General features: G+C 67.0%; 20 protein-coding genes and 1 pseudogene. 7 read left to right on the top strand and 14 right to left on the bottom strand.

Going from position 1 to position 25,345, the window contains the following annotated elements; translation table 11 throughout:
- Positions 1–11: 11 nt before the first annotated feature.
- Positions 12–575, bottom strand: a complete 564-nt coding sequence (locus E7V67_008475; GenBank protein WUR15126.1) for a hypothetical protein — start codon at positions 573–575, stop codon at positions 12–14.
- A gap of 74 nt (positions 576–649) precedes the next feature.
- Here E7V67_008475 and E7V67_008470 point away from each other — a divergent pair, with 74 nt between their 5' ends.
- Positions 650–1,792 (top strand): GNAT family N-acetyltransferase, encoded by a 1,143-nt coding sequence (locus tag E7V67_008470; protein ID WUR15125.1) that lies wholly within the window; start codon positions 650–652, stop codon positions 1,790–1,792.
- 18 nt (positions 1,793–1,810) lie between these two features.
- Here the strand turns inward: E7V67_008470 and E7V67_008465 are convergent, their stop codons facing one another.
- On the bottom strand, positions 1,811–3,217 hold the full coding sequence (locus E7V67_008465) for a glycoside hydrolase family 19 protein (GenBank protein WUR15124.1): 1,407 nt from the start codon (positions 3,215–3,217) through the stop codon (positions 1,811–1,813).
- Positions 3,218–3,624: 407 nt separating this feature from the next.
- On the opposite strand from E7V67_008465, the gene E7V67_008460 reads away from it, so the two are divergent.
- Positions 3,625–5,232 (top strand): methyl-accepting chemotaxis protein, encoded by a 1,608-nt coding sequence (locus E7V67_008460; GenBank protein WUR15123.1) that lies wholly within the window; start codon positions 3,625–3,627, stop codon positions 5,230–5,232.
- A gap of 72 nt (positions 5,233–5,304) precedes the next feature.
- Here E7V67_008460 and E7V67_008455 read toward each other — a convergent pair whose 3' ends face one another.
- Positions 5,305–6,234, bottom strand: coding sequence for a LysR family transcriptional regulator (locus E7V67_008455; GenBank protein ID WUR15122.1), 930 nt, complete (start codon positions 6,232–6,234; stop codon positions 5,305–5,307).
- A 121-nt stretch (positions 6,235–6,355) separates the two neighbouring features.
- On the opposite strand from E7V67_008455, the gene E7V67_008450 reads away from it, so the two are divergent.
- Positions 6,356–7,354 (top strand): MBL fold metallo-hydrolase, encoded by a 999-nt coding sequence (locus E7V67_008450; GenBank protein ID WUR15121.1) that lies wholly within the window; start codon positions 6,356–6,358, stop codon positions 7,352–7,354.
- 66 nt (positions 7,355–7,420) lie between these two features.
- Here E7V67_008450 and E7V67_008445 read toward each other — a convergent pair whose 3' ends face one another.
- The 4 genes and pseudogenes from E7V67_008445 to E7V67_008430 all read right to left on the bottom strand — a co-directional run bounded on the left by E7V67_008445 (position 7,421) and on the right by E7V67_008430 (position 13,467).
- A complete protein-coding gene (locus tag E7V67_008445; GenBank protein ID WUR15120.1) occupies positions 7,421–8,845 on the bottom strand; it encodes a sulfatase-like hydrolase/transferase in 1,425 nt (474 codons plus the stop codon).
- 12 nt (positions 8,846–8,857) lie between these two features.
- Positions 8,858–11,191 (bottom strand): TonB-dependent receptor, encoded by a 2,334-nt coding sequence (locus tag E7V67_008440; GenBank protein ID WUR15119.1) that lies wholly within the window; start codon positions 11,189–11,191, stop codon positions 8,858–8,860.
- A gap of 277 nt (positions 11,192–11,468) precedes the next feature.
- Positions 11,469–11,819, bottom strand: a complete 351-nt coding sequence (locus tag E7V67_008435; GenBank protein WUR15118.1) for a hypothetical protein — start codon at positions 11,817–11,819, stop codon at positions 11,469–11,471.
- Positions 11,820–12,561: 742 nt separating this feature from the next.
- A pseudogene (locus E7V67_008430) lies at positions 12,562–13,467 on the bottom strand (ATP-binding cassette domain-containing protein).
- Between the two features lie 428 nt (positions 13,468–13,895).
- Here E7V67_008430 and E7V67_008425 point away from each other — a divergent pair.
- Positions 13,896–14,375: a hypothetical protein gene (locus E7V67_008425; GenBank protein WUR15117.1), complete on the top strand. Its 480-nt coding sequence runs from the start codon at positions 13,896–13,898 to the stop codon at positions 14,373–14,375.
- 118 nt (positions 14,376–14,493) lie between these two features.
- Here E7V67_008425 and ppa read toward each other — a convergent pair whose 3' ends face one another.
- From ppa to hemC, 5 genes are all read right to left on the bottom strand, one after another.
- Positions 14,494–15,030, bottom strand: coding sequence for an inorganic diphosphatase (gene ppa / locus E7V67_008420; protein WUR15116.1), 537 nt, complete (start codon positions 15,028–15,030; stop codon positions 14,494–14,496).
- A gap of 201 nt (positions 15,031–15,231) precedes the next feature.
- On the bottom strand, positions 15,232–16,428 hold the full coding sequence (locus E7V67_008415; protein WUR15115.1) for a heme biosynthesis protein HemY: 1,197 nt from the start codon (positions 16,426–16,428) through the stop codon (positions 15,232–15,234).
- Between the two features lie 3 nt (positions 16,429–16,431).
- A complete protein-coding gene (locus E7V67_008410) occupies positions 16,432–17,610 on the bottom strand; it encodes a uroporphyrinogen-III C-methyltransferase (GenBank protein ID WUR15114.1) in 1,179 nt (392 codons plus the stop codon).
- Positions 17,607–18,377 (bottom strand): uroporphyrinogen-III synthase, encoded by a 771-nt coding sequence (locus E7V67_008405; protein WUR15113.1) that lies wholly within the window; start codon positions 18,375–18,377, stop codon positions 17,607–17,609. Before E7V67_008405 ends, E7V67_008410 begins: the two co-directional genes overlap by 4 nt.
- 2 nt (positions 18,378–18,379) lie before the next feature.
- Positions 18,380–19,345, bottom strand: a complete 966-nt coding sequence (gene hemC / locus E7V67_008400; protein WUR15112.1) for a hydroxymethylbilane synthase — start codon at positions 19,343–19,345, stop codon at positions 18,380–18,382.
- A 214-nt stretch (positions 19,346–19,559) separates the two neighbouring features.
- Between hemC and ppc the strand changes: the two genes are divergently transcribed.
- Positions 19,560–22,412, top strand: a complete 2,853-nt coding sequence (gene ppc, locus E7V67_008395; protein WUR15111.1) for a phosphoenolpyruvate carboxylase — start codon at positions 19,560–19,562, stop codon at positions 22,410–22,412.
- A 118-nt stretch (positions 22,413–22,530) separates the two neighbouring features.
- Positions 22,531–23,163, top strand: a complete 633-nt coding sequence (locus E7V67_008390; protein WUR15110.1) for a DUF2807 domain-containing protein — start codon at positions 22,531–22,533, stop codon at positions 23,161–23,163.
- Positions 23,164–23,280: 117 nt separating this feature from the next.
- Here E7V67_008390 and E7V67_008385 read toward each other — a convergent pair whose 3' ends face one another.
- A complete protein-coding gene (locus E7V67_008385; protein ID WUR15109.1) occupies positions 23,281–23,979 on the bottom strand; it encodes a GNAT family N-acetyltransferase in 699 nt (232 codons plus the stop codon).
- Between the two features lie 35 nt (positions 23,980–24,014).
- On the opposite strand from E7V67_008385, the gene E7V67_008380 reads away from it, so the two are divergent.
- Positions 24,015–24,353 (top strand): zinc ribbon domain-containing protein YjdM, encoded by a 339-nt coding sequence (locus E7V67_008380; GenBank protein WUR15108.1) that lies wholly within the window; start codon positions 24,015–24,017, stop codon positions 24,351–24,353.
- A gap of 7 nt (positions 24,354–24,360) precedes the next feature.
- Here E7V67_008380 and E7V67_008375 read toward each other — a convergent pair whose 3' ends face one another.
- On the bottom strand, positions 24,361–25,341 hold the full coding sequence (locus tag E7V67_008375; GenBank protein WUR15107.1) for a 2-dehydropantoate 2-reductase: 981 nt from the start codon (positions 25,339–25,341) through the stop codon (positions 24,361–24,363).
- Between the last annotated feature and the right edge of the window lie 4 nt (positions 25,342–25,345).

The following is a 25,345-nucleotide window of genomic DNA, read 5'->3' as shown; positions in this document are numbered from 1 at the left end:
CCCCAGGCTGCTTATTCCGCCTGCATGTCCGGGCAGTCCGGCTCCATGTCGATGCCCAGCGAGTAGTAATAGTCGGCGTACGGCTTGGCGTCCTTGGCGCCGTGCAGCAGCTCGATGCGCATGCCCTCGCCCGTCGTGCAGCTGCGCACGTAGACGGGCGGCGCGCCGTCGCCGAACGTCACCTCGTGGGTGCGCGCATCGATGCGGCGCGCCGCCTGCATCGTGGCGAAGCCGAAGGCGATGCCACCCCATTCGTCGTCCTTGCGCTTCTTTGCCGGCTGGTAGCGGCCGTTCCAGGCATGGCTCTCCTCGCCCTCCCGGGTCAGCGCGCGCGCGGCCGCGTCGTCGCCCTTGACGGGGGCGCCCGGCACGAAGCAGCAGGTGCCGGCGACGTCATCGAAGAACACCAGCGGCAGCTTGCCGCCCGGCTGGGCCGCCGCGCCGGTCGTGTGCAACTGGCCCTGGTGGTCGGAATTGATGTCGACGAGGTAGAACTGGGCGGGCGTGGAGCGTGTGCAGGAGGTGAGCCCCAAAGCGCCCAGCAGCGCCAGCGCGGCGGCGGCAAGCTTGGTCATGATAGGTTTGTGATAACGAAAGGCGCCGATTGTAGCAGCCCACGCGCGTTGCCGAATTTGCGTACAATGGCTCGATGACCTACCAAACCGGCGTGCTCTCCTCCCTTCACGATGCGGGCGCGGACGCCTGGACCGCGCTGCTGGCGCGCCAGGCGCCCGGCACCGATCCGAATCCCTTCCTGTCCTATGCGTTCCTGCACGCGCTGCATGAATCGGGCAGCGCCAGCGCGAAGACGGGCTGGCAGCCGCACTACCTGGCGCTGTGGGACGGCGACGAGTTGGCGGCCGCCATGCCGCTGTACGCCAAGTCGCATTCGTACGGTGAGTACGTATTCGACTGGGCCTGGGCCGACGCCTACCACCGCAACGGCGTCGAGTACTACCCGAAGCTGCTATCCGCCATTCCGTTCACGCCCGTCACGGGCCCGCGCCTGCTGGCGCGCGATGACGCGGCGCGTGCGGCCCTGGTCGACGCGCTGTGCCAGCTGCAGCGCGCCACCGGCCTGTCGTCGACCCACGTGCTGTATCCGCCCGAGCAGCAGGCGGCGCAGCTGGAGGCGGCCGGCTTCATGCTGCGTTCGAACGTGCAGTTCCACTGGCTGAACCAGGGCTACGAGCACTTCGACGCCTTCCTCGCCACCCTGGAACAGAAGAAGCGCAAGAACATCCGCGCCGAGCGGCGCAAGGTAGCCGAGGCAGGCGTGACGCTGCGGCGCGTGCCGGCCGTCGAGGCCACCGACGCCGACTGGCGCTTCTTCCACCGCTGCTACAAGAACACCTATGCCGAGCACCACTCCTCGCCCTACCTGAACCTGGACTTCTTCCAGCGCATCGGCGCCACGATGCCGGAGAATATCCTGCTGGTGTTCGCCGAGCGCGCCGGCCGCCCCATCGCCGCCTCCCTGCTGGTGCACACGGCCGACACCCTGTACGGCCGCTACTGGGGCGCCATCGAGCACGTGCCCTGCCTGCATTTCGAGACGGCCTACTACCAGCCGCTGGAGTTCTGCATCGAGCGCGGCATCGGCACGTTCGAGGGCGGTGCCCAGGGCGAACACAAGATGGCACGCGGCTTCCTGCCCACGCGCACCTGGTCGGCGCACTGGCTCGCCCATCCGGCCTTTGCCGACGCCATCGAGCGCTTCCTGGCGCGCGAGAGCGGCGGCATCGAGGCCTATATGGACGAGCTGAACGAGCGCAACCCGTTCAAGGCCTGACGCTCATGGGACTGCCCCTTACTTCAGCGCCACGCCCCAGTTCTTCTCCACGCACTTGACGTAGTTGCCCTTGACCAGCGCGCTGTACGGCGTCTGGTAGCTGACCAGCTGGCACTGGTAATCGCCGCCGCTGTTCCAGTTCTTCTCCCAGTAGATCGGGTAGGCGGCGGAGCTGGCCGGGCCGAAGCGCTGCATGGTGGCGCACGAGAGCTGCTCGCCGGCCGTGTTCCAGCCCAGGTCCGCGGCGAATTGCTTGTAGTAGTCGATGCGATTCTGCGCCGCCGCCTTTTCCGTGCCGGTGCCGCATTCGGCGTTGATGATCATGATCGTGGTGGCGAAGTTGTTGCCGGCGCCGGCCGTGATGTCGGCCGAATTCGGCACCCAGGTGCCGTCGATCACGTGCAGCATCGACGGTTTCGGCGGCTGCGGGAACACGAAGAAGAAGGTGGCCGAGGCCAGGTTCAGCCAGGTGGATGCCACCAGGTCGGGATTTTTCAGCAGCACCGACTGGTCGCCGTCGTACATCACCTGCGAGAACGGACCGTAGTTATAGTTGTACGACAGCTGCTTGGCGCCGCGCCCGAAGTATTTCTTGTAGCTGCCGTCGGCGTTCTTCCCGCAGGTCCAGACCTGGTTGAACACGGGGTCGGCGCACTCGGCGTTGTAGCCGCAATTGGTGCCGTTCTCGTCGCAGCCCATCTCGCGCAGGTACTTCAGCCCCTGGCGCCACTGCGGCAGCGGGATGCTGGCATTGTGGTCACCGGTCTCCTGGGCGAAGTGAGCGAACATCGTCGCCAGCGAATGCCGGCAGATGGCATCCGCGTTGCGGCCGTCCGTGTAGTCGTCGCACACGGCCGGGAACTTGGCCACCGATTGCAGGAAGCGCGTGTACGTATAGCTGGCTTCGCGCGCGGGGAAATAGAAGTCCCACTTCGCGGCCGGCAGCAGCCGCTCGACCCGGCGCACATTGGCCGGATTGGCAGCGCGGCCCGGCACCACCGCTTCGACGGCGGCGTTGTCGAGCGTGCGCACCGAGGCTTTCACTTTCCTGAAGAAGTCGTTGTCCGTCAGCTGTACCTCACGCGCCTCGGCCTGCGCCTTGGTCGGCACACCGCCCGGCTGCGGCGGCGTGGTGGGGTCGGGATCGGGCGGCGTGCCGGTCGCATCGCCGACGTACTTCCATGGGCCGTAGGGATCGGACGTCGGCGCGCTGCCCTGGTTCCACCACTTGGCCTCGTACTGCTTGCCCTGGTAGGTGGCGCACATGCCGGCCGTATAGACCTGGGCGCTGCTCCAGGCGGCGCAGCTGGCGACCGTGGCGCCAGCCAGGGTACGCGCGCCGGGCGTGGGGGTTTCCGTGCCGCCGCCTCCACAGGCGGCCAGCAACAGCGCCAGCGAGGGCGCGACGATCGTCAGTTTTTGCATGATGTCTCCGATGGGTGAGCCGCCTGCGTTGGACGGCGCCATACGATGGCGCCCCGGCAACTGGTAGTCAAGTGGTTTTAATAATTTCAATCTAATTAATACCAGTTGCAGCTTTGCATCAGCCGCCGCGCTAATGGCGGCGCAATCTCACGGGCATTGCGCCTGTTTAAAACAGGACATTTTGTTAAATGGTGAATACCGCTTTGCGCATGCGCTCAAGTGGTATTGGCGTGCATTAATGTCTCGACATTGATACAACATATTTGCAAGGATACGACACCGTGCCTTTGAAACGCGCTGTTCCCGCTGTGGAATAAACGAAACGCCGGCTGATCTACGTTAATCTTCAAGAGGGCGGCCGTTCAATCGTCGGGCCGCCCATCGAATATCACCCTCAGGAGACAGGAATGAAATTGGCTGATCTGAAGATCGGTACCCGTTTATATGCCGGCTTCGCGGCGGTAATTATTGTATTGCTGATCATGGTGGTGATCGCCTACCGCAATTTTGCGGCATTGGGCATGGCCAACGACATGAATATCCATACCTACCAGGTCATGGCGCAGGCCAAGGCGATGCTGGAAAGCCTGGTCAATATCGAGACGGGCCAGCGCGGCTTTTCCCTGACGGGTAACGACGCTTCGCTGGAGCCGCTGAACAACGGCCGCCGTACGTTCACCGAGCACCTGGCGGCCGCGCGCAGCCTGACTTCGGACAATCCTGCCCAGCAGGAGCGCCTGACCAAGCTGGAGCAGGCGCAGCAGCAGTGGCTGCGCGACGCCATCGAGCCGGCCCTGGCGCAGCGCCGCGCCGTCATCGCGGGCACGGCAGCCATCGACAGCGTCGTCGCGCTGGAACAGCAGGGCAAGGGCAAGACGGCGATGGACGCGATGCGCGCCCTGCTGGCCGATATCGGCGGCACCGAGGAGGCGCTGTTGAAGGAGCGTGCCGCCCAGGCGGCTGCGCTGCAATCGCAGTCGTCCACGGTGCTGATCGGCGGTGGCCTGCTCGCCGCCGCGATCGCCGCCGTGATGGCATGGATCCTGTCGCAGAACATTACCCGCCCGCTGGGCGCGGCGGTCAGCCTGGCGCAACGCGTCGCCGGCGGCGACCTGACGGCGCGCATCGACGCCAGCTCGAAGGACGAAACGGGCGCCCTGATGGCCGCCCTGCGCGACATGAACGCCGGCCTGGCCGCCATCGTCACGCAAGTACGCGAAGGCACCGACACGATCGCCACTGCCTCGCGCGAGATCGCCACCGGCAACCTGGACCTGTCGGCCCGCACCGAGCAGCAGGCCGGCGCGCTGGAGGAAACCGCGTCGTCGATGGAGGAGCTGACGTCCACCGTCAAGCAGAACGCCGATAACGCCCGCACGGCCAGCCAGATGGCGGGCGCCGCGACCGAAGTGGCGGCCCAGGGCGGCGCCGTGGTCGGCCAGGTGGTGCAGACGATGGCGCAGATCAACGCGTCGGCGCAGCGCATCGTCGACATCATCACGGTCATCGACGGCATCGCCTTTCAGACCAATATCCTGGCGTTGAACGCCGCCGTGGAAGCGGCGCGCGCCGGCGAACAAGGCCGCGGCTTCGCCGTCGTGGCGGGCGAGGTGCGCAACCTGGCGCAGCGCGCCGCTGCCGCCGCCCGCGAGATCAAGGAACTGATCGGCGACTCGGTCGAAAAGGTCAACGCCGGCACGGCGCTGGTCGACCAGGCCGGCGCGACGATGCAGCAGGTGGTCAGCAGCATCCGCGACGTCGGTACGATCATCGCCGACATCTCCAGCGCCAGCGAGGAACAACGTGCCGGCATCGAGCAGGTCAACGCGGCGATCACGCAGATGGACAACGTGACGCAGCAGAACGCCGCCCTGGTCGAACAGGCCTCGGCCGCCGCCAGCGCCATGCAGGAACAGGCGACGCGGCTGGCCGATGTCGTCAAGGTATTTACGGTGGCGGGCGGCGCGCCGGCAGCGAGCGCGAGCCGCGCCTTGGTGCCGCGCCTGAGCGCCTGACGAGCTCGTGTCCCACCGCGGTGTCAGTCACCGCGGTGGGACACGAGCCCGACATTACTACCGGGCGCGCGTTCAGTCGCGCCCGCCGGGCTCCGCCTGCGCCGCCGCCTCGATCTGGTCCAGCAGCCAAGCCAGCGCCGGATCGCTGTCGCGCCGCGCATGCCACGCGGCCATGGCCACGAAACCGGGCAGCGCGAACGGCACCGGCGCCGCGGCCAGCGTGGTGTCAGCCCACCGTTCGGCCAGCACTTCCGGCACCGTCGCGATGGCGCGGCTGCCGCGCAGGATGCCAGGCAGTGTGGCAAAGCGCGGCGTCGTCAGCAGTACCTCGCGGCGCAGGCCCTGCTCCGCCAGCAGCGCGTCGGCGGCGCTGTCGAACACGGCGCGGTAGCTGACCAGCACGTGCGGCTGGGCCAGGTAGCGGGCCAGCGTCAGCTTGCCTGCGATACCCGTACGGCGGCGATCGTACAGGCAGCGGAACGCCAGGGTACGCAGCGCGCGTGTCTTCTGCCAGCGCGGCCCCTGCACGGCCGGCCCGACGGCGACGTCGATGGCATCCTCTTCCAGCATGCGTGTAAACGAAAACGGGTCGCTGGCCTTGATGGCCAGGCGGATGCCCGGCGCCTGCGTGCGCACGCGCTCGAACAGGCGTGGCAGCAGCCAGATCTCGACCCAGTCCGGCATGCCCAGGGTGAACGTATGTTGCGCGCTGGCCGGATCGAAGCCGCTCGCGGCGAACAAGCTCGCCTGCATCTGCGCGACCAATGGTGACAGCGCGGCCTCCAGCGCCAGTGCGCGCTGCGTCGGCACCATGCCCGCCGCGGTGCGCACCAGCAGCTCGTCGCCGAACTGTTCGCGCAGCCGCGCCAGCGCCGCGCTGGCCGCGGGCTGGCCGATGAACAGGCAGGCCGCGGCGCGCGACACGCTGCGCTCACGCATCAACACGAGGAACGTCACCAGCAGGTTCAGGTCCACATGGCGCAATTGACGTTCGTTGATCACGCTCTCTCCATCATCGCTTTCGATATCGAAAATTATAACAATCGATTTGATCGATAAGGCGGCGGACCTCATCATCCGCGTCGATCGGGTGCATCGGGCACCTGCGCAATTGGAGACCCACATGAAGACACTTCCCACGATCCTGGCCGCCCTGCTGCTGGCGGGCGGCCCGGCCTTGCTGCCGGCCGCGCAGGCGGCCGCGCCGCAGCAGCGCGCGCAGGCCCCCGGCTGGTACCGCGCCATGGTGGGCGACGCCGAAGTGACGGCGCTGTCCGACGGCACGGTGACGATTCCGCTGGACCAGTTGCTCACGCGGACGACGCCGGTGCGCGTCGCCGCCCGGCTGGCGCGCAGCCATCTGGGCACGCGGGTCGAGACCTCGATCAACGCCTTCCTCGTCAATACGGGCACGCACCTGGTGCTGGTGGACACAGGCGCCGGGGCGCTGTTCGGGGCGGGCGCCGGCCGTCTGCAGGACAGCATCCGCGCGGCCGGCTATCGCGCCGACGACATCGACGCCGTGCTGCTCACGCATATCCACGGCGACCACTCGGGAGGACTGGCGCAAGCGGGCCGCATGCTGTTCCCCAACGCGACCATCCACGTCCACCGCCGCGATGCCGGGTTCTGGCTGAACCCGGCCAACAAGGCAACGGCGGCGCCCGGCCAGCAGCGCAATTTCGACGAAGCGGCGGCGCAGTTCGCGCCCTACCTCGCGGCCGGCCGGGTCAAGCCGTTCGACGGGGCCACGGAACTGCTGCCCGGGCTGTCCGCCGCTCCCGCGACCGGGCACACGCCCGGCCACACGATCTATGTGCTCAAGAGCGCCGGCCAGGAGCTGCGCTTCTGGGGCGACCTGCTGCATGCCGAAGACGTGCAGTTCCCGGAGCCGGGCGTGACGATACGCTTCGACGTCGACAGCCGCGCGGCGGCGGCGCGGCGCCGGGCGGTGTTTGCCGACGCCGCCGCGCGTGGCTACCTGGTGGCCGCCGCCCACATCGGTTTCCCCGGTATCGGCTACGTGCGCGCGCAGGGCGGCGGGTACGACTGGCTGCCGCTGCGCTACAGCGCCCTGGCGCCGCGCGCGCAGGCGGCGGGAAGCGGCACGGCCGCGAACTGACGAAGCCGTGTCCCATTTCGGTGACTGACCCCGCGGTGGGACACGGCCTCGGCGCTACAGGAGCCGTCAGTCCAGTTGCGGGCCGTAGCGGTCGGCCTGCACCTTGCCGGACACGCCATGCGTGCGCACGTCCGGCGTGATCGGCAGCATGCCGGCATTCCAGGCTTCCCACTGCCCTTTCAGCTCGGCCAGCTTGTCCGGGTGCTTCGCGGCCAGGTTGGCCCGCTCGCGCTGGTCCTGCGCGAGGTTGAACAGGAACTCGTTCTCGTTCAGCTTCAGGTATTTCCAGTCGCCCGAGCGCACCGCCTTCTGCGCGTTGGCCTTGTAGCGCCAGAACAGCGTGCGCTCGACAGGCGCGGCGCCGCCGGCCAGCACCGGCAGCAGGTTGATGCCGTCGCTGGGGTGCGAGGCGGCAGGCGCGGTGCCGGCCGCCGCCAGCAGGGTCGGCAGCCAGTCCATGCTGATCGCGACTTGCGAGCTGACCTGGTTCGGCTTGATGCGCGCGGGCCAGCGCACGATGGCCGGTACGCGGATGCCGCCTTCCAGCAGCTCCGTCTTCTGGCCCGTGAACGGCCAGGTCTGCGAGAAGCGCTCGCCGCCGTTGTCGCTGCTGAAGACGACGATGGTGTTCTCGGCCAGGCCCTGCTGCTCGAGCGCCTTCAGCACGCGGCCGATCGAGGCATCCAGCGCCGTCACCATCTTGGCGTAGGTCGCCAGGTTGCCGCCGTCGTAGTGGAAGATGTTGTCGATCTGGCGCGACACCTCCTCGTCCTGCGGGCCTTCCCACGGCCAGTGCGGCGCCGTGTAATGCAGCGACAGCAGGAATGGCTGGCCTTTCCTTTGCTTGCGGATGTAAGCGGCCGCCTTGTCGCCCAGCAGGTCGGTGTAATAGCCCAACTCCTCGACCGCCACCTCGCCTTCGTACAGGTCGCCCCGTGCGTTCGGCCCCGAGCCGGCCTTGTGCGTGAAGTAGTCGATGCCGCCGCCGTAGTTGCCGTAGAAGGTGTTGTAGCCGCTCTTCAGGGGACCGAAGTTCGGCAGCGATCCCAGGTGCCACTTGCCGAACAGCGCGGTGCGGTAGCCGGCTGCCTTCAGCAGCGACGGCAGGGTCGGATGGTCGGGCGGCAGGCCGATGGTATCGGAGGCGCCCGCGATCGGCTCTTCCAGGCCGCCGCGCAGGCGGTACTGGTAGCGCCCCGTGATCAGGCCGAAGCGGGTGGCCGAGCAGACCGCGGAATTCGAATACGCCTGCGTGAAACGCGCACCCTGCGCCGCCAGGCGATCGAGGTTGGGCGTCTTGAAGTCGCGGTTGCCGTACACCGACAGGTCGGCGTAACCCAGGTCGTCGGCCAGGATGAACAGGATGTTGGGCTGGCCCTTGTCACGGATGTCGGCGGCATGACCCGCTTGCGGCGTGACGAGTGGCGCCAGCGCCAGGGTGGACAGTCCCTTGAACACGGCGCGGCGCTTGCGGTCGATCGGTTGGCTCATTGCTCTCTCCTTTCAGAAGTCGTGGCGGCCCGTGATACCCACGGTCCGGGGGGTGCCGATGACGGCGTTGTAGGAACCGAAACCGCTGTTCCACAGGCTGGTGTAGTACTGCTTGTCGAAGGCGTTGCGCACCCACAGCGACACGTCCCACGCGGCGCCGTTCGTCGTGCGTACTCCGAGCGAGGCATTGGTGACGCCATAGGCCGGGATGCGCGCGTACTCGGAGGCGTCCAGCGTGCCGTAGGTGCTGGCGCGGTAGGCGCAGTTGGCGTTGACGTAGCCCTGCAGGCCGGCGGCGACGAGCTGGCCGTATTGCACCGCGACGTTGCCGGTCCAGCGCGGCGCGTTGACGAGGGCATTGCGGCCGGACAGGTCGCAGAACGTGCCGGCGCGCTCCGGCGCGCACGGCGCGTTGGTGTATTTCAGGTAGCTGGCGTCGTTGAACGCGCCGTTGGCGCGGATCGTCAGGCCGCGCACCGGCGTGGCGATGGCTTCGACCTCGACGCCGCGGGTGCGCACGTCGCCCGCGTTGGTCAAATAGGAGCTGCGCGCGACCGGGTCATACGCATTGCTCTGGTAGCCATGCACCACGGTTGCGAACAGGTTGCCGTTCAGTTGCAGGCGGTTGCCCAGCAAGGTGCTCTTCACACCCAGCTCCAGCGCGTTGGCGCGCTCGGCGCCGACCAGCATCGACGCGACGCCGCCGCTGCCGCTGCCCGGCACCGCCAGGTTGATGCCGCCGGACTTCTCGCCGTGCGACACGCTGGCATACAGCAGCACGTCGCGCGCGGCCTTGTAGCCGGCCGACAGCAGCGCTGTCGGACTGGCTTGCGTCAAGGTCAGGTCGGCCGAATCGAACGCGCCGAAGCGGCCGTTGCGCGCGGCCAGCGCGGCGCCGGTGACGGCCGCGCCACCCGTGGGCGCCGTGCGCACCACGCGCGCCCACTTGTCCTCGTAGCTGGCCCGTATGCCGGCGGTCAGGTCCAGCAGCGGCGTCGCATGCCAGGTGGACTGGGCAAACAGCGCATAGCTGTTGACGCGCAGGCGGCCCGGCGCGTCGCTGGCGACGTTGGCCCAGGCGCCGGCCGGGTTGCCGTTGTAGATGTCGGCCAGCGGGCCGTTGCGGGTGAAGGAGTTGTTGTCCAGCTCCTGGTAGTAGTAATAGGCGCCGAACACCGATTCGACCGGCCGCCCGGCCGGCGTGGCCCAGCGCAGCTCCTGCGAGAACTGCTTGTGGCGGGCGGAGGCGCCGACGTCCAGCGTGATCGGCACCGGCAGGCCGTCCTCGTTATGCGGCGTGAAATTCCAGTAGCGCCAGGCCGAGATGGCGGTCAGGCGCGTGTCGTCCGCGAGCGTCCAGTTGGCTTCGGCCGAGATGCCGCCCTGGTGCACGGTGACGGAGGAGCCGCTGTCCAGGTCCACGGCCCGTTCGTTCGGGTCCAGCACCGGCGAGGCGCCTACCAGCCGCGCCTGCGCGATGGCGCGGCCGGACGGCCCGGCGCTGTAGAACACCAGGGTACCGTTATTGGAATGCTCCTCGTTGTAGTCGGCGATGACGCGCAGGTTGAACGCCTGGCCCGGCGCATACAGCGTCTGTGCACGCACGCCCTGGCGGTCGCCGCCCTGCACCTTGTCGCCGTTGTGGCGGTTGGTGATGTAACCGTCGTCGTGCGTCTTGTAGGCGGACAGGCGCGCCGCCAGCGTCTCCGTCAACGGTCCGGACAGCACCAGCTTGCCCTGGCCGTAGCCGAAGCGGCCGGCCGCCAGCTCGACACTGCGCTCCGGCGTGAAGCTGGGCTTCTTGGTGGCGATATTGAGCACGCCGGCCGTCGTGTTCTTGCCGAACAGGGTGCCCTGCGGGCCGCGCAGCAGTTCCAGCTGCTGCAGGTCGAGCGCGTCGAAGGCGGCCATACCGGGGCGCGCCAGGTAGACGTTGTCGAGGTAGATGCCGACCGAGCCTTCCAGGCCGTCGCTGGCCGGATTGTTGCCGAGCCCGCGCACGGCAAAGCTCATCTGGCGCGCGTGCACGTAGTTGATCGTCGTGCTGGGCAGCAGCTGCTGCAGTTCCTGCACGCGGTACAGGCGGTTGCCGTCGAGGGCATCGTCGCCCAGCACCGTCATCGGCGTGGGCACGTTCTGCGAGCTTTCGACGCGGCGGCGCGTGGTCACCAGCACCGTCTGGACGGCGCCGATGGTGTCGATGTCGGCCGCCGCCGTGCTGGCAATGGCGGCGGGTGCGGCCGCGATGGCGTTGTCGGTGGCTTGCGCCCAGCCCGGCAAAGTCGCCAGCACGGCCAGTGCCGCCGCGTTCAGGGTGGGCCAGGCCCGTTGGTTGGTGTGACGCACGTGATTCCTCTTCTGTTTTTATGGGATGTATGGCAAAGCGGCGCCCTGCCCCGGCAGGGAGCGCGACTACGTCAAGGTGGATCGGAAACGGTCCCGCGCGGCGCAGGCGGGACCTGGGCGGAGGCTCGGTCAGCCTCGTCCTTTTAGATGCGTTTTGCGCATATCCGAGACGCCATCATAAGGATGGGTTATGAAACGCACCACGAACAAATCCGCATATGGTTAGTTGGCGCGGCCGCATGAGCAAATACGGCCGCATCAGGATGCGGTTCGGCGATCAGTGCGCGTTGGTGGCTTGCTCTTGTGGACGGTGGAAGACGATGCGGTCGTCCACCATGTAAAGTTCGCAATCGCGCCCAGCGAACTCGCGGCACATCTGCAGCGCGCGCTGGACCGGATCGACCGGATAGCGCTGGTCTTCCGGATGGGTGCCGCTGACGGAGACCGAGTAGCCGTTCTGCGGGATCGCGAACGCGCGCGGCAGCGGCTTGGTCAGGAAGCTGCGGAAGCGTTCCTGGCCCTTCGCCGGCAGGTACGGCACCTGTTCGTCGACAGTCGGGACGTGCGCGGCCGCCAGCGCAGGCTGCGCGCGCGCCTGCAGGGCAATGGCTGCTGCGGCTCGACGCAATTGCCCTCGCCAGTGCGCACCGCCCACGCCTCGGCACCCGCCGGCGGCAACCCGGTGTCGTGCTCGACCAGCACGACGCTGCAGCGGTCGGCGCCAAGCGCGACGTCGTACAGCTTGTTCCGTTCCGGCGTGAAGCGCACGGCGACGGCGCACTGGTTCATCTCCAGCGTGAAGCCTCTATAGCCGACGTCACCCGCCCGCTCTCGTTGGTGGTCGCAACGAGGTAGAGGGGCGCGCCTGACTTGATGGAGGCCTGCTTGAGCTGACCCAGCAGCGTCGTGACGGCGACCGAGCCACTGGCGTCGTTGCGGCGCTGGCAGGCATTGTCGTAGACCACAAACTGGTGGCGGCCGTGCCGCCGACCTGGCCGTCGATCGCCAGCGTGGCCTGCTGCTCGGCCGGTTGTGGCGGCTGGTAGGTCGCGCAGCCTGCCAGCAGCGTGAGGAGGAGAAACCCGAAGTGTCGTCGCATTGCCGCTATCCCATTTTTCTTGTTATTTCCATATCATAAAATGGAAAGCGGGGACGGCTACCGGTTTTTGAATCTTGGTGGCAGGTGGTGGCGACTGTTCGTTGCAGGCAACAAACCGTGGTACCGGGATGAGCGAAAGCCCTTTCAGCTCACGTGGCGCCCCGCTCGCCGACCTAATTTCGGTTCCCCCATAGGACGTGTTCGCCTTATGACACGGATAGATGAGTGCGAGCTTGTGACTTTGTTGATATAGCTCGTCGGCGACTCCCACTTACGCAGCCGCCCCGAAGTGCTGTCGCATTGCGGCTTCCCGCGCCTCGCGAACCTGCGCCTGCGAGAGATCCTGGACGATCTGTCCTTCGGCAAGAACTAGAACGCGCTGAGCCATCGCGATCGTTTCCGGCCGATGTGCCACTAATATTCGGGTCATGTTGATGTGCTCGATTGCCGCGTTCACGAGTTGCTCATTCCAGACGTCGAGATGGCTCGTCGCCTCATCCAGGATAAGGGCTTTTGGCTCCTTGTAGAGTGCGCGGGCCAGCAATATGCGCTGCTTCTGACCACCCGAGAGGCCAGTCCCTATGTCACCGATCAGAGTGTTGTAGCACATTGGCATGGCGTTTATCTCGCTATCGATTGCAGCCATCTGCGCACATTTCTCGATACGCTCTTGCTTCGGCGAAGGATCGAAGAACGAAATATTGTCCGCGATGGAGCCAGCAAACAGGTAATCGTCCTGCATGACTGTACCGAGCAAGTTTCGGTAGTTCGTCAAACCGAGCGAATTGAGCTTCATACCTCCGACCAATATCTCGCCCTCCGTCGGCTCGAGTAGGCCCAGAAGCAATTTGACCAACGTCGTCTTACCGCAACCTGAGCCGCCAGTCACTGCAATGCACTGCCCTGCTGGGATCGTCAGACTTACACGTTGCAGGACGTAGGGTTCACCGTCGGCGTAGCGGAAGCTAACATTGCGCAGTTCGAACGATGCCTCCAACTGCTCTGTCTGTATCTCGCCGTCCACGGTCGACTTCTCCGGCTCGACCAGGAGAATGTCAGCAACGCGTTCGCCATGTAGCCGTAGCATGCGGAACTCGAACAATTTATCGATCAGCGATGCGATACGCTGGCTGAACTGATCTTTATAGCTTATAAAAGCGAACAACATGCCAATCGAGTCAACTTAAATTGATTTTCATCATTGTTTTATATTTTTATTCAGGCAATATACTTCTCACACGCAATTTGAACCTAACGACATACAAGTTGACGTGTCACCAGCGATCAGTTCCCTTACGTGATAATTTCTAGAAGAGGAAAACATGCACATCCTGAACAATGATGAGATTGAATATGTTTCTGGCGGTGGCGCGACCAGGACTATCGTAATGCCGCCACCATAACTGGTGGGGCGCAAATTGGTTCTTACTTGGCGGCGGCCCGCCTGGGAGCCACCTTCGGCTCGGCTGCTGGCCCACTAGGAGCCATTGCAGGCGCCATGATCACCACAGCCGTTTGTTATTATTGGAATAGCAAGCACCCCTCAGACTAATCGCACGCGAACAGGTGCCCCGCACCTGCTGTCCTTATTTTTTGGAGGGGAAAATGAAAAGCGCTGCTTCCCAACGGATATCACGTGTTGTCCTGCCCGACCCTGTGTGGCGGTATCTCATCTTGTTCCAGTCGTGGAGCCAGCTCTTTTCATGGGCCGGAGTAATGGGTGCATCATTGAGCCTTGTGGCACTGGTCATATGGCTCCTCGGCGATCCCCGGCTAATTCCTGAAACAATAGCTTGTGGACTACTTGGAGGAACGTGGTCGCTGCTGTTCGCTACCAAGGCGCAGTTTTCGATTCGTGGGCCCGCGACGTCGGAAAAGGCTGAAATCGAAAGGATTTTGACCGACTGCCTATATATCGAGCAAAAGCCGGTGGGCCAGGAAAAACGGTTTGGACAGAAACTACCCGCCTTGTTGCGCTGGGGTGATAGTGATGTCACGATTGTCGTGCGTAGCGGAGCGCTTGTATGTACCGGTCCGCAACTGGTGATCAGAAGATTGCGCAGTATGCTGGTACGGTCCTGCTGACGCATACCGCAAACAATTGAGCAATTGCGGACAGCCGCCAATAGACGTCGGCTACCCCTAAAAAAAAAGCGGCCAACCGGCCGCTTCATACCCGTAGGGCGGTACTCATTGCCCGGGCTCAGGCGCCCTGCTTGCCGTAGGCGGCAACGCCGTCCAGGATTTCCTGCTTGGCCGCTTCCGGGCCTTCCCAGCCGTCGACCTTGACCCACTTGCCCGGCTCCAGGTCCTTGTAGTGCTCGAAGAAGTGCTGGATCTGCTGCAGGCGCAGGTCCTGCAGGTCTTCCGGCTTCTGCCAGTGCTTGTAGATCGGCAGGACCTTGTCGACCGGTACCGCCAGCACTTTGGCATCCTGGCCGGCTTCGTCCGTCATCTTCAGCACGCCGATGGCGCGGCAGCGCACGACCACGCCCGGGATCAGCGGGAACGGCGTGATCACCAGCACGTCGACCGGGTCGCCGTCGGCCGACAGCGTGTTCGGCACGTAGCCGTAGTTGCACGGGTAGTGCATCGCGGTGCCCATGAAACGGTCGACGAAGATCGCGCCGGATTCCTTGTCCACTTCGTACTTGATCGGATCGGCGTTCATCGGGATTTCGATGATGACGTTGAAATCGTTCGGCACGTCGCGGCCGGCGGACACTTTGTTCAGGCTCATGGTTTTCCTCAGTGATTCAGTTCAGTTGTACAAACACTATCGTGCAAACCGCGCAATTATAGCCTCCCCGTGCCATTTGAGGCACCGGGGACAGGCACCTGTTTGCAGGTCGCAGACCTGCAAACAGGTGCCTGTCCCCATGGGTCATCTTCGCATCGGCGAAAAAAAAGGCCCGCAAAGCGGGCCCCAAGTTCAACGCAATCAAAGTATCGTCGCCAGCGCGCACTGCCGATAGTGGTTCGCGGCCGCCTCCGGCTGCTGCAGCGCCTCGTGCAGCTGGGCCAGTTTCAGGTGCGCCTCGCGCACCATCGGCGGATCGGTCGCGTCCGACAGCGCCTGCTCCAGGTAACGCTGCGCCTTGCCCCACAGCTTCTGCTTCAGGCACAGCGATCCCAAGGTCAGCGCCAGCTCGGCGTCGTTGGGGCGCTCCAGCAGCCACGCCTCGCAGTGTTCGATCTGGGCCAGCAGCGCGCCGGAACCGGCCGGCGCCGCCGCGTCGCGGTAGGCGCGGATGACGCGCTCGTCCCAGTTGGCCTGCAGCGATTCCTCGGCCACCAGGCGCGCCTCGTCGTGCAGGCCGCGCGCGTTCAGCGCCGTCGCCGCGCGGCAGGCCACGACGGGCTTGACGCGATCGTTCGACGGGATCGTCGACCATACCCGCATCAGCGACTCCGCATCATGTGCCTTGTCCGACAGCAGGTCGTTGTAGGCCAGCTCGCGCAGTCGCGCCGACAGCGCCGGGTGCAGCGCCTTGTGCTTGTCCAGCGAGCGCACCAGGCGCAGTACCTCCGGCCAGTTCTTGGCTTGCTGCTCGGCCTTCAGCGACCATTGCAGCGCGTGGATGTGGCGCGTGCCGCTGGCGTTCAGTTCGCGCACCGCGGCCAGCGCCGCTTCCGGCTGGTGGTCGTCGACCAGCAGCTCCGTCATCGTCATCAGGCGCGCCGTCTTCATGGCCGGGTCGTCGGCGATGCGGGCGACCCACTGGTCGCGGCGGGCGTGCTGGCGCATGCGGTGGGCGGCGCGGGCGCCGATCAGCGCGGCCACGCCGGCGTTTTCCGGCAGCTCGGCAGCGCGCAGCGCGGCCTTCTCGGCATGGCCGAAGCGGCCTTCGAACAGTGCCTTCAAGGCGTCGCGCAGGCCCTTGTTGCCGTCGCGCTCACGCTTGCGCTGGCGGTATTCCGCCACCCGCGCCGGCATCCGCATCGTGGCGCGCACGGCGCGCGTCACCGCATACAGCAGCACGAACAGCGCCACCATCAGCACGACAAAGAAGTTCAGCGACAGGTCGATCCGGTACGGCGGATAGAACAGGACCACGTTGCCGGGATTGAAGCGGGCCGTCACGGCGATGCCGATCGCCGCCGCCATCAGTGCGAGTAACCAGAGGAATAGACGCATGGATCAGGGCTTCGCTTTGTAGTTGCGCACGGCGTTCAGGCTGTCCGCCAGGGTCGGCATCTCGATGGCGAGGTTGCTGCCCTGGACCTGGCGCAGCAGCGCCTGCACCCGCTGCGTCTGCGACGCGCGCGTGTCGAAGTAGCGCACCAGCTGCTCCTGCGCGGCCAACAGGTCGGCGCGGAACGCGGCCTCGTTGCGCGACAACAGCGCCATGCGCGCGTTCAGCAGGCGCAGCTTCAGGTTCTCGCGCAGGAAATAGGCGTGTTCCGGCGCCAGCATCATCGCTTCCGGATGCTCCACCGTGCGCACGCGCAGCAGCTGCCGCACGTCCGTCCACATCTCGCCCGTCCAGCTGCTCCACGCGCCCTCCACGCGGCCCAGCCAGGTGTCGGCGGCCGGTTCGGCTGGCGCCGGCGCCGGCTCGGGCGCGCCCTTGCGTCGCGCCGCGGCCTTGCGCGCCGGCGCGGCCGGCAGGGTCGGCGTCGCGTCGGCCAGCATCGGCAGCGCGTCCACCTGGGCGATCACGTTATCCAGCCGCACGGCCAGGCCGACCGAATCGACCGACGGCAAGGCCTTCAGCTTTTCCGTGTCGCGCGCGATCGCCCGGCGGATGGTGATGAACTGCGGCTTGTCGGAACGGGACAGGCTGCGATCCGCGTTCTGCAGCGCGATCAGCGCGCCCGGCACGTTACCGGCCAGCTGCAGTTGCTGGCTGGCCGTGGACAGCACCTGCTCGATCTCGGCCAGCGCCCACTCGTCGCGGTTCTTCGACATGTCGTTGTACAGCTGTTCCAGCGCCAGCTGCTGCGCCTGGGCTTCCTGCTGACGCCCTTCCAGCACGCCGACCTTGACCTGCAGCTCGCGGGTCGCGTCCTGCGTGGCGCGCACCAGCTGGGACGCCTGGGTAGTCGTCGCGTCGCTCGTCTGCAGGCGGCGCGCCATTTCCTCGCGCAGGTGGCGGATCTGCCGGTTGGTGCTGATCGACTGCGCGGCCAGCAGCACGGCCAGCGTGATGACGGCGATCGTCAACGGCCGCTTCAGCACGGTGCCCAGCGGGGTGCCGGCCGCCGGCGGCGGTGGACTGACGGGTGGCGCGACGGGCGGCGCAACTGGTGGACTCGCGGCGCCGCTGGCCGGGGCGCCCGGGTCGGCGGGATGGGAAACAGTAGGTAATTCGTTCATGGCGTAGATTGTAACGCGGCGAGCAGACGCTCGTCGCCGGATCCTGTCAGCGTTACGTGGAGTAGGCCCAGTTCCCGCGCGGTCGCGGCGATCCTGGCATGCGGCACGATCAGTTGCTGTTGTTGCATCTTTGCCACAAGATCAACGCCCGGCACCGCGGCCAGCAGCTGCAGCAGGCCGCGCAGCGCCTCCGAACTGGTGACGACCCAGTCGTTGCGCACCGCCAGCAGGCGCGCCAGCCGTTCGGCCAGCAGCGGCGTCAAGGCCGGCACGCCGCGGCGGTAGGCCGCGATGGTGGTGACGTCGGCGCCGGCCGCGCGCAGGCCGTCGGCCATCAGCTCGCGGCCGGACTCGCCGCGCACGATCAGCACGCGGCGGCCACGCAGCGCGGCCAGGTCGAGCGTTTGCAGCAGGTGCTCGGAATCGCTGTGGGCGGCGTCGGCCGGGCTGACGATGTTCACGCTGTCTGGCGCGATGCCATGCGCCGCCAGCGCGGCGCGGCTGCCCTCCCCCAGCACGGCCAGCGTCACGCCGGGCGGCCAAGCGTCGATGTGCGCAAAGGCGGCATCGATGGCGTTGGGCGAGACAAAGGCCACCAGCGCGAATTCGTGCAGCCGCGCCAGCGTGGCGGCCAGCGCCGACTGGTCGGCCAGCGGCGCGATCTCCAGCAGCGGCAGCACCTCGACGGTGCGGCCGATGGCACGCACCTGCTCGGCCAGCGGCAACGCCTGCGCCAGCGGACGGGTGATGACGACGGCGCCCGGCATCCTCAGGCGGCGCCGTCGGCGGCCGCTTTCGCCTCGGCGAGGATGGCCAGCGCGTCCTGCTCGCGCAGCTTGTCGGCGACCTGGTCGCCCAGCTGGCTGGCATCGACGGCGGGACCGTGCACCTCGGCGCTGGCGACGCGCCGGCCGTCCGGCGTGGCGACCATCGCGCGCAGGTGCATCGTGCCGTCGGCGATCGTGGCGTACGCGGCCAGCGGCACCTGGCAGCTGCCGCCGAATACCTTCGACACGCGCCGCTCGGCCGTGACGGCCTGGCTGGTCACCACGTCGTTCAGGGGCGCCAGCAGCGCCAGCAGGTCGACCCCGTCGGCGCGCGGCGTGTCGGTATGGGCGATCTCGATCGCCATCGCGCCCTGCCCCGCGGCCGGCAGGCTGACGGCCGGCTCCAGCAGCGCGCGGATGCGCTGCTCCAGGCCCAGGCGTTTCAGGCCGGCGGCGGCCAGGATGATGGCCGCGTAGTCGCCCCGATCGAGCTTGCCCAGGCGGGTATCGAGGTTGCCGCGCAGCGGCTTGACGACCAGGTGCGGATAACGCGCGGCGAGCAGCGACTGGCGGCGCAGGCTGCTGGTGCCGACGACGGCGCCGGCCGGCAGCGCATCGAGCGTGGCGTAGTCGTTCGACACAAAAGCGTCGCGCGGGTCCTCGCGCTCCAGCACGGCGGCCAGCGCGAAGCCCTCGGGCAGGTCCATCGGCACGTCTTTCAGCGAATGCACGGCCAGGTCGGCGCGGCCGTCCGCCATCGCCACTTCCAGCTCCTTGACGAACAGGCCCTTGCCGCCGACCTTGGACAGGCTGCGGTCGAGGATCTGGTCGCCCCGCGTCGTCATGCCGAGAATCTCGACGGCGCAGTGCGGATATAATATTTGCAAGCGCGCGCGGACATGTTCGGCCTGCCACATGGCCAGCCGGCTTTCGCGCGAGGCGATCACCAGTCTGGAAGGGGTTTGCACTGCGTTTTCCGATGTATTCAAGACAGGACTTTCCAACTGAGTTTCCAACTGAGCTTTCAACCGATTTAAACCGAGTTTCGCTGTTGCCGACGCTGACCGGCGTTTGCCAGTTACCCGCGCATGCTTCAAGACCACAAATTTTAGCATGCGCTCTCCCGCAGACCGTGGGCCAAAAGCCTTTGCACCGACATCCATCATCCTTGCTGAAACAACTATGGTAAATTTTGCTAGTGCGACAGACGAACAACTCCGCGAACCGACGATCGAGCAAAGCAACACCCCGGCCGACGACAAGGACGCGCCGCTGAAGGAAGACATCCGCCTGCTGGGCCGCCTGCTGGGCGACGTGCTGCGCGAACAGGAAGGCGAGGAAGTGTTCGCCGTGGTCGAGACGATCCGCCAGACCGCCGTGCGCTTCCGCCGCGAGGCCGACGCGGGCGCCGCCAAGGAACTGGACGGCATGCTGAAGATCCTGACGCGCGAGCAGACGATCACCGTCGTGCGCGCGTTCTCCTACTTCTCGCACCTGGCCAATATCGCCGAGGACCAGCACCACATCCGCCGCCGCCGCGCCCACCTGCTGGCCGGCTCCAAGGCGCAGCGCGGCAGCATCGGCTACGCGCTGGCCAAGCTGAAGGACGCCGGCGTGGACAAGGAAACGGTCGACGGGTTCTTCCACGACGCGCTGATCTCCCCGGTGCTGACGGCCCACCCGACCGAAGTGCAGCGCAAATCGATCCTGGACGCGGAGCACGACATCGCCCGCCTGCTGGCCGAGCGCGACCTGCCGCTGACGCCGCGCGAGCGCGCCGCCAACCTGCACATGCTGCGCGTGCGCATCGCCACCCTGTGGCAGACGCGCATGCTGCGCTACACCAAGCTGACCGTGGCCGACGAGATCGAGAACGCGCTGTCCTACTACCGCATCACGTTCCTGCGCGAGGTGCCGGGCCTGTACGACGACATCGAGGAAGACATCGCCGCCCAGTACGGCCATGAGAAACCGTCGCAGATCCCGGCGCCCTACCTGCAGATGGGCAGCTGGATCGGCGGCGACCGCGACGGCAACCCGAACGTCAACGCCGGCACGATGCAGCACGCGCTGGCGCGCCACGCCACCACAATCATCGACTTCTACCTGGACGAGGCGCACGCCCTGGGCGCCGACCTGTCGGTCTCGACGCTGATGGTGGGCTGCAGCCCGGCACTGCAGGCGCTGGCCGACGCCTCGCCGGACCAGTCCGACCACCGCGCCGACGAGCCGTACCGCCGCGCCCTGATCGGCATCTACGCGCGCCTGGCGTCCACCGCACGCGCGCTGGGCGCCGCCAACATCCTGCGCAAGGAAGTGGGCCACGCCGAGCCGTACGCCGACGCGGCCGCGTTCTCGGCCGATCTGCAGGTGCTGATCGACTCGCTCGATGCCAACCACGGCGGCATGCTGGCGCGCCCGCGCCTGACCACCCTGAAACGCGCGGCCGACGTGTTCGGCTTCCACCTGGCCTCGCTCGACATGCGCCAGTCGTCCGACGTGCACGAGCGCGTGCTGGCCGAGCTGTTCGCGCGCGCCGGCGGCGAGCCCGATTACGCCGGCCTGGACGAGGAAGCCAAGGTCAAGCTGCTGCTGGCCGAGCTGGCGCAACCACGGCTGCTGTATTCGCCGTACATCGACTACACGCCGGAGACGCAATCGGAACTGTCGATCTTCCGCGCCGCCCGCGAGATCCGCCAGCGCTACGGCGCGCGCGCGATCCGCAACTACATCATCTCGCACACGGAAACCGTGTCGGACCTGCTGGAAGTGCTGGTGCTGCAGCAGGAAACCGGCCTGCTGCGCCAGGACGCCGACGGCAACGCGACGGCCGACCTGATGGTGATCCCGCTGTTCGAGACGATCCCCGACCTGCAGCGCGCGGCCGGCATCATGGCCGAGGTGATGGCACTGCCGCTGGTGCAGCAGCTGATCGAACGCCAGGGCCGCATCCAGGAAGTCATGCTGGGCTACTCGGACTCGAACAAGGACGGCGGTTTCCTGACCTCGAACTGGGAGCTGTACAAGGCCGAGATCGCGCTGATCGACGTGTTCGGCAAGGCCGGCGTCAAGCTGCGCCTGTTCCACGGCCGTGGCGGCACGGTGGGCCGTGGCGGCGGTCCAAGCTACGAGGCCATCCTGGCGCAGCCGAAAGGCACCGTCAACGGCCAGATCCGGCTGACCGAGCAGGGCGAGATCATCGCGTCGAAATTCTCCAACGCGGAGATCGGCCGGCGCAACCTGGAGCTGCTGGTCGCGGCCACCCTTGAGGCGAGCCTGCTGCCGCCGCCCGCCGAGGCGGCGCAGAAGGAGCAACTGGCCGGCTTCGAGGCCGTGATGGCGGAGATCTCGAACCTGGCATACAAGGCCTACCGCAACCTGGTCTACGAGACGCCCGGCTTCACGGACTACTTCTTCGCCGCCACGCCGATCGCCGAGATCGCGGAACTGAACCTGGGCTCGCGCCCGGCCTCGCGCAAGTCGACTAAGCGCATCGAAGACCTGCGCGCGATTCCATGGGGCTTCTCGTGGGGCCAGTGCCGCCTGCTGCTGCCGGGCTGGTTCGGCTTCGGCAGCGCCATCGGCCAGTGGATCGATGGCGGCGACCGCGCCGAGCGCATCGCCCAGCTGCGCGACATGCACGCGCACTGGCCGTTCTTCGCCACGCTGCTGTCGAACATGGACATGGTGCTGGCAAAGACCGACCTGGCCATCGCCTCGCGCTACGCCGAGCTGGTGGCGGACGAGGAACTGCGCGAGCGAATCTTCCGCCGCATCTGCGAGGAATACCGCCACACGCTGGAATGCCTGGAGACGATCACCGGCACGTCCGAGCGCCTGGTCGGCAATCCGCTGCTGGCCCGTTCGATCACCAACCGCTTCGCCTACCTGGACCCGCTGAACCACTTGCAGGTCGAGCTGATCAAGCGGCACCGCGCGCTGTCGGCGCAGCCGGACAAGGCGGACCCGCGCGTGCATCGGGGGATTCACCTGTCGATCAACGGCGTCGCGGCCGGCTTGCGTAATACCGGCTGACGGGCATTGTTGTATCGATGCCGAAGCGGACCCGCGGGTCCGCTTTTTTTCGTCCGGCGGCGGCGTCGCGACGTAGAATCGTGCTGCCCTATTACCAACATCAACAAAAGGTCATCCGATGGTCCGCCTGTACGCCGCACTCTCCGCCGCCGCCCTGCTGGTCTGCGCCCTCCCCGCCGCCCACGCGGCCGACGACAACCGCACCCTGGCCGCCTTCCGCGCCATCGCGATCAAGGGCCCGATCGACATCGAGATCCACGCCGGCAAGGCGCAGTCGGTCAAGGTCAGCGGCAACGACGAATTCATCGGCAAGCTGCGCACTACGGTCAAGGACGGCGAGCTGCTGATCGACTATCCCGGCAAGGCGAACAAGACCACCGACACCGGCAAGATCGTCGTGACGATGCCGACCCTGGTCAAGTGCATCGTCGAAGGTGCCGGCGAGGTGGCCATCGACGGCGTCAACGAGGAACGCATCGACCTGCAGTTCCAGGGTGCCGGCGAGCTTTCCGCCAAGGGCAAGACGAAATGGCTGCGGCTGAAGGCCCAGGGCGTGGGCCACGTCGACACCAAGGGCCTGCAGGCCGAGCGGGCCGACGTCAATTTCGAGGGCATCGGCGAGGTGGCGGTGCATGCCAGCCAGACGCTGAACGCCGTCGTACGCGGCCTGGGCAACCTGGTCTACTACGGCCATCCGAAGGTGCTGAACAAGTCCGCTTCGGGGCTGGGCGGCATCAAGGCCGGGGACTGAGGCAGCGGCACTCGTCAAGCTGGGGTCTGTCCCCGCATGGGGACAGACCCCGAAGTTCGCTCGCATTGCCGGGAAACCCAAGTCAAACTTCAGGGTCAGTCCCCAAGGGGACAGACCCTAAGCGGATCGGCCTTTTGCGACAAGCCGCGCATGCCGCAACACACGCGTACGCACGAACCCCAACGCCTCGTACAACGCGATCGCCCGCGCATTGCCGCTGCCCACATGCAGCATCGGCGTGACGTCTTCCCGCTGCATGCCATGCATCACATGCCGCATCAGCAGCCGCGCATGGCCCCGTCCCGTGTAGTCCGGATGCGTGCAGACGGCGCTGACCTCGCGCAGCGCGCCGAAGTCCATCCGCTCACCGGCCAGCGCCACCAGCCGGGGGCCGTCATGGATGCCGACGTAGCGTCCCATGATGCCGGTGCGGGCGCGGAAGTAGCCGGGGAACGCCAGCGCGGTCAGCGCCTGCATGGCGGGATCGAGCGCGTCCAGCACCGTCACGCCGGCCGCTGGCGGCGCCGCCACGGCCTCGCCCGCGTACACCATCTGCGTCACTGTCGACAGCTCCTGCAGCTGCCATCCCTCCGGCACCGCGGGCAACGCGCCCAGGAAGAAGGCATCTTCCGTCAGGTACTCCAGGTCGGTCGCCGGCACGAACGTGCCCTCTTCCGGCACGGCGCAGAACGGCGCCACGTCCGACGGGAAGCGCAGCATGTCCCCCAGCGCATGGGCCAAGTGGCGCTGCGCGCCGGTCAACGCGGTCCAGACGGGATTGTCGGGCGCGGTGGCATCAGGGATTGCGATAGCCATGCAGTATACTTTCCGGTTTTTTCCAAGGACCGACCATGAGCTCCCTGCCACCCTGCCCGCAATGCGGTTCCGAATTCACGTACGAGGATGGCGCCAGCCTGGTCTGCCCGGAGTGCGCGCACGAGTGGTCCGCCGCTGCCGAGGCGGCGCCGGACGCGGCGCGCGTGTACCGCGATGCGGCCGGCAACGTGCTGCAGGACGGCGACACCGTCACCGTCATCAAGGACCTGAAGCCGAAGGGCTCCGGCGGCGTCATCAAGCAGGGCACAAAGGTGAAGAACATCCGCCTGGTGGACGGCGACCACGACATCGACTGCAAGATCGACGGCTTCGGCGCCATGAGCCTGAAGTCGGAGTTCGTGCGCAAGGTGTAATCCAGGCTCACGCGGCCGGATACAGCCCGCGCGTGCGGGCGAACAGGCGCGTCAGGCCCAGCAGCGCATCGATGTTGGGCGTGGCCAGGCCGACGCGCTGGCCGATCTCGCGTGCCGCGCCGACGATGCTGTCCAACTCGATCGGCCGGCCTGCCTCCACGTCCTGCAGCATCGACGTGCGGAACGCGCCCAGCTTGCGCGTGACCTGCTGGCGGTCCTCCGGCGTCTCGTCGATGGCGCAGCCGATGCGCGCGCCGATCGCCGCCGCCTCGCGCATCGCGGCGATGCAGAACGATGCCACCAGCGGGTCGTCCAGCAGCTTGTCCGCCGTCGCTCCCGTGATCGCCGAGACAGGGTTGATCGTCATGTTCCCCCACAGCTTGTACCAGATGTCGTAGCGGATGCGCGCCGACAGCGTGACGTTGAAGCCGGCGTCCGCCAGCACCGCCACCACGCCGCGCGCCCGCGCCGACTCGCCACCATCGGGCTCGCCGACGATCAGGCCGTGGCCCATCTTGTGCTGCACCAGGCCCGGCTCGGGCGTGGAAGTGGACGCGTGCACCACGCAGCCCAGCACCAGCGCCGCCGGAATCGCGGCGGCGATGCGCCCGCCCGGATCGACGCTGGCCAAAGGCCCGCCCGGCACGGCGCCCGGCCCCTCGGCGAACCACCACGGCACGCCATTCATCGCCGGCAGCACCACCGTGTGCTCGCCAAGCAGCGGGCCGATGGCCTGTGCCACGGCCGGCAATGCAGGGCCCTTGACCGCAATGATGACCAGGTCCTGCACGCCCAGCTCCGCCGCATCCTGCGCCGCCGTGGCCGGCGCCTGCAGCAGCACGCCGCCCTCGTTCAGGCGCCAGCCATGCTCACGCAAGGCCGCCAGGGTGGCGCCGCGCGCCAGCGCGCTGGTGGCGACGCCGCTGGCCGCCAGCCGCGTGCCGATAAAGCCGCCGATAGCGCCGGCGCCCACGATACATGCTTTCATCTTT

Source organism: [Empedobacter] haloabium (genome assembly GCA_008011715.2).
GTDB lineage: Bacteria > Pseudomonadota > Gammaproteobacteria > Burkholderiales > Burkholderiaceae_D > Rugamonas > Rugamonas haloabia.
This window is presented reverse-complemented; position numbering and strand designations above follow the sequence as displayed.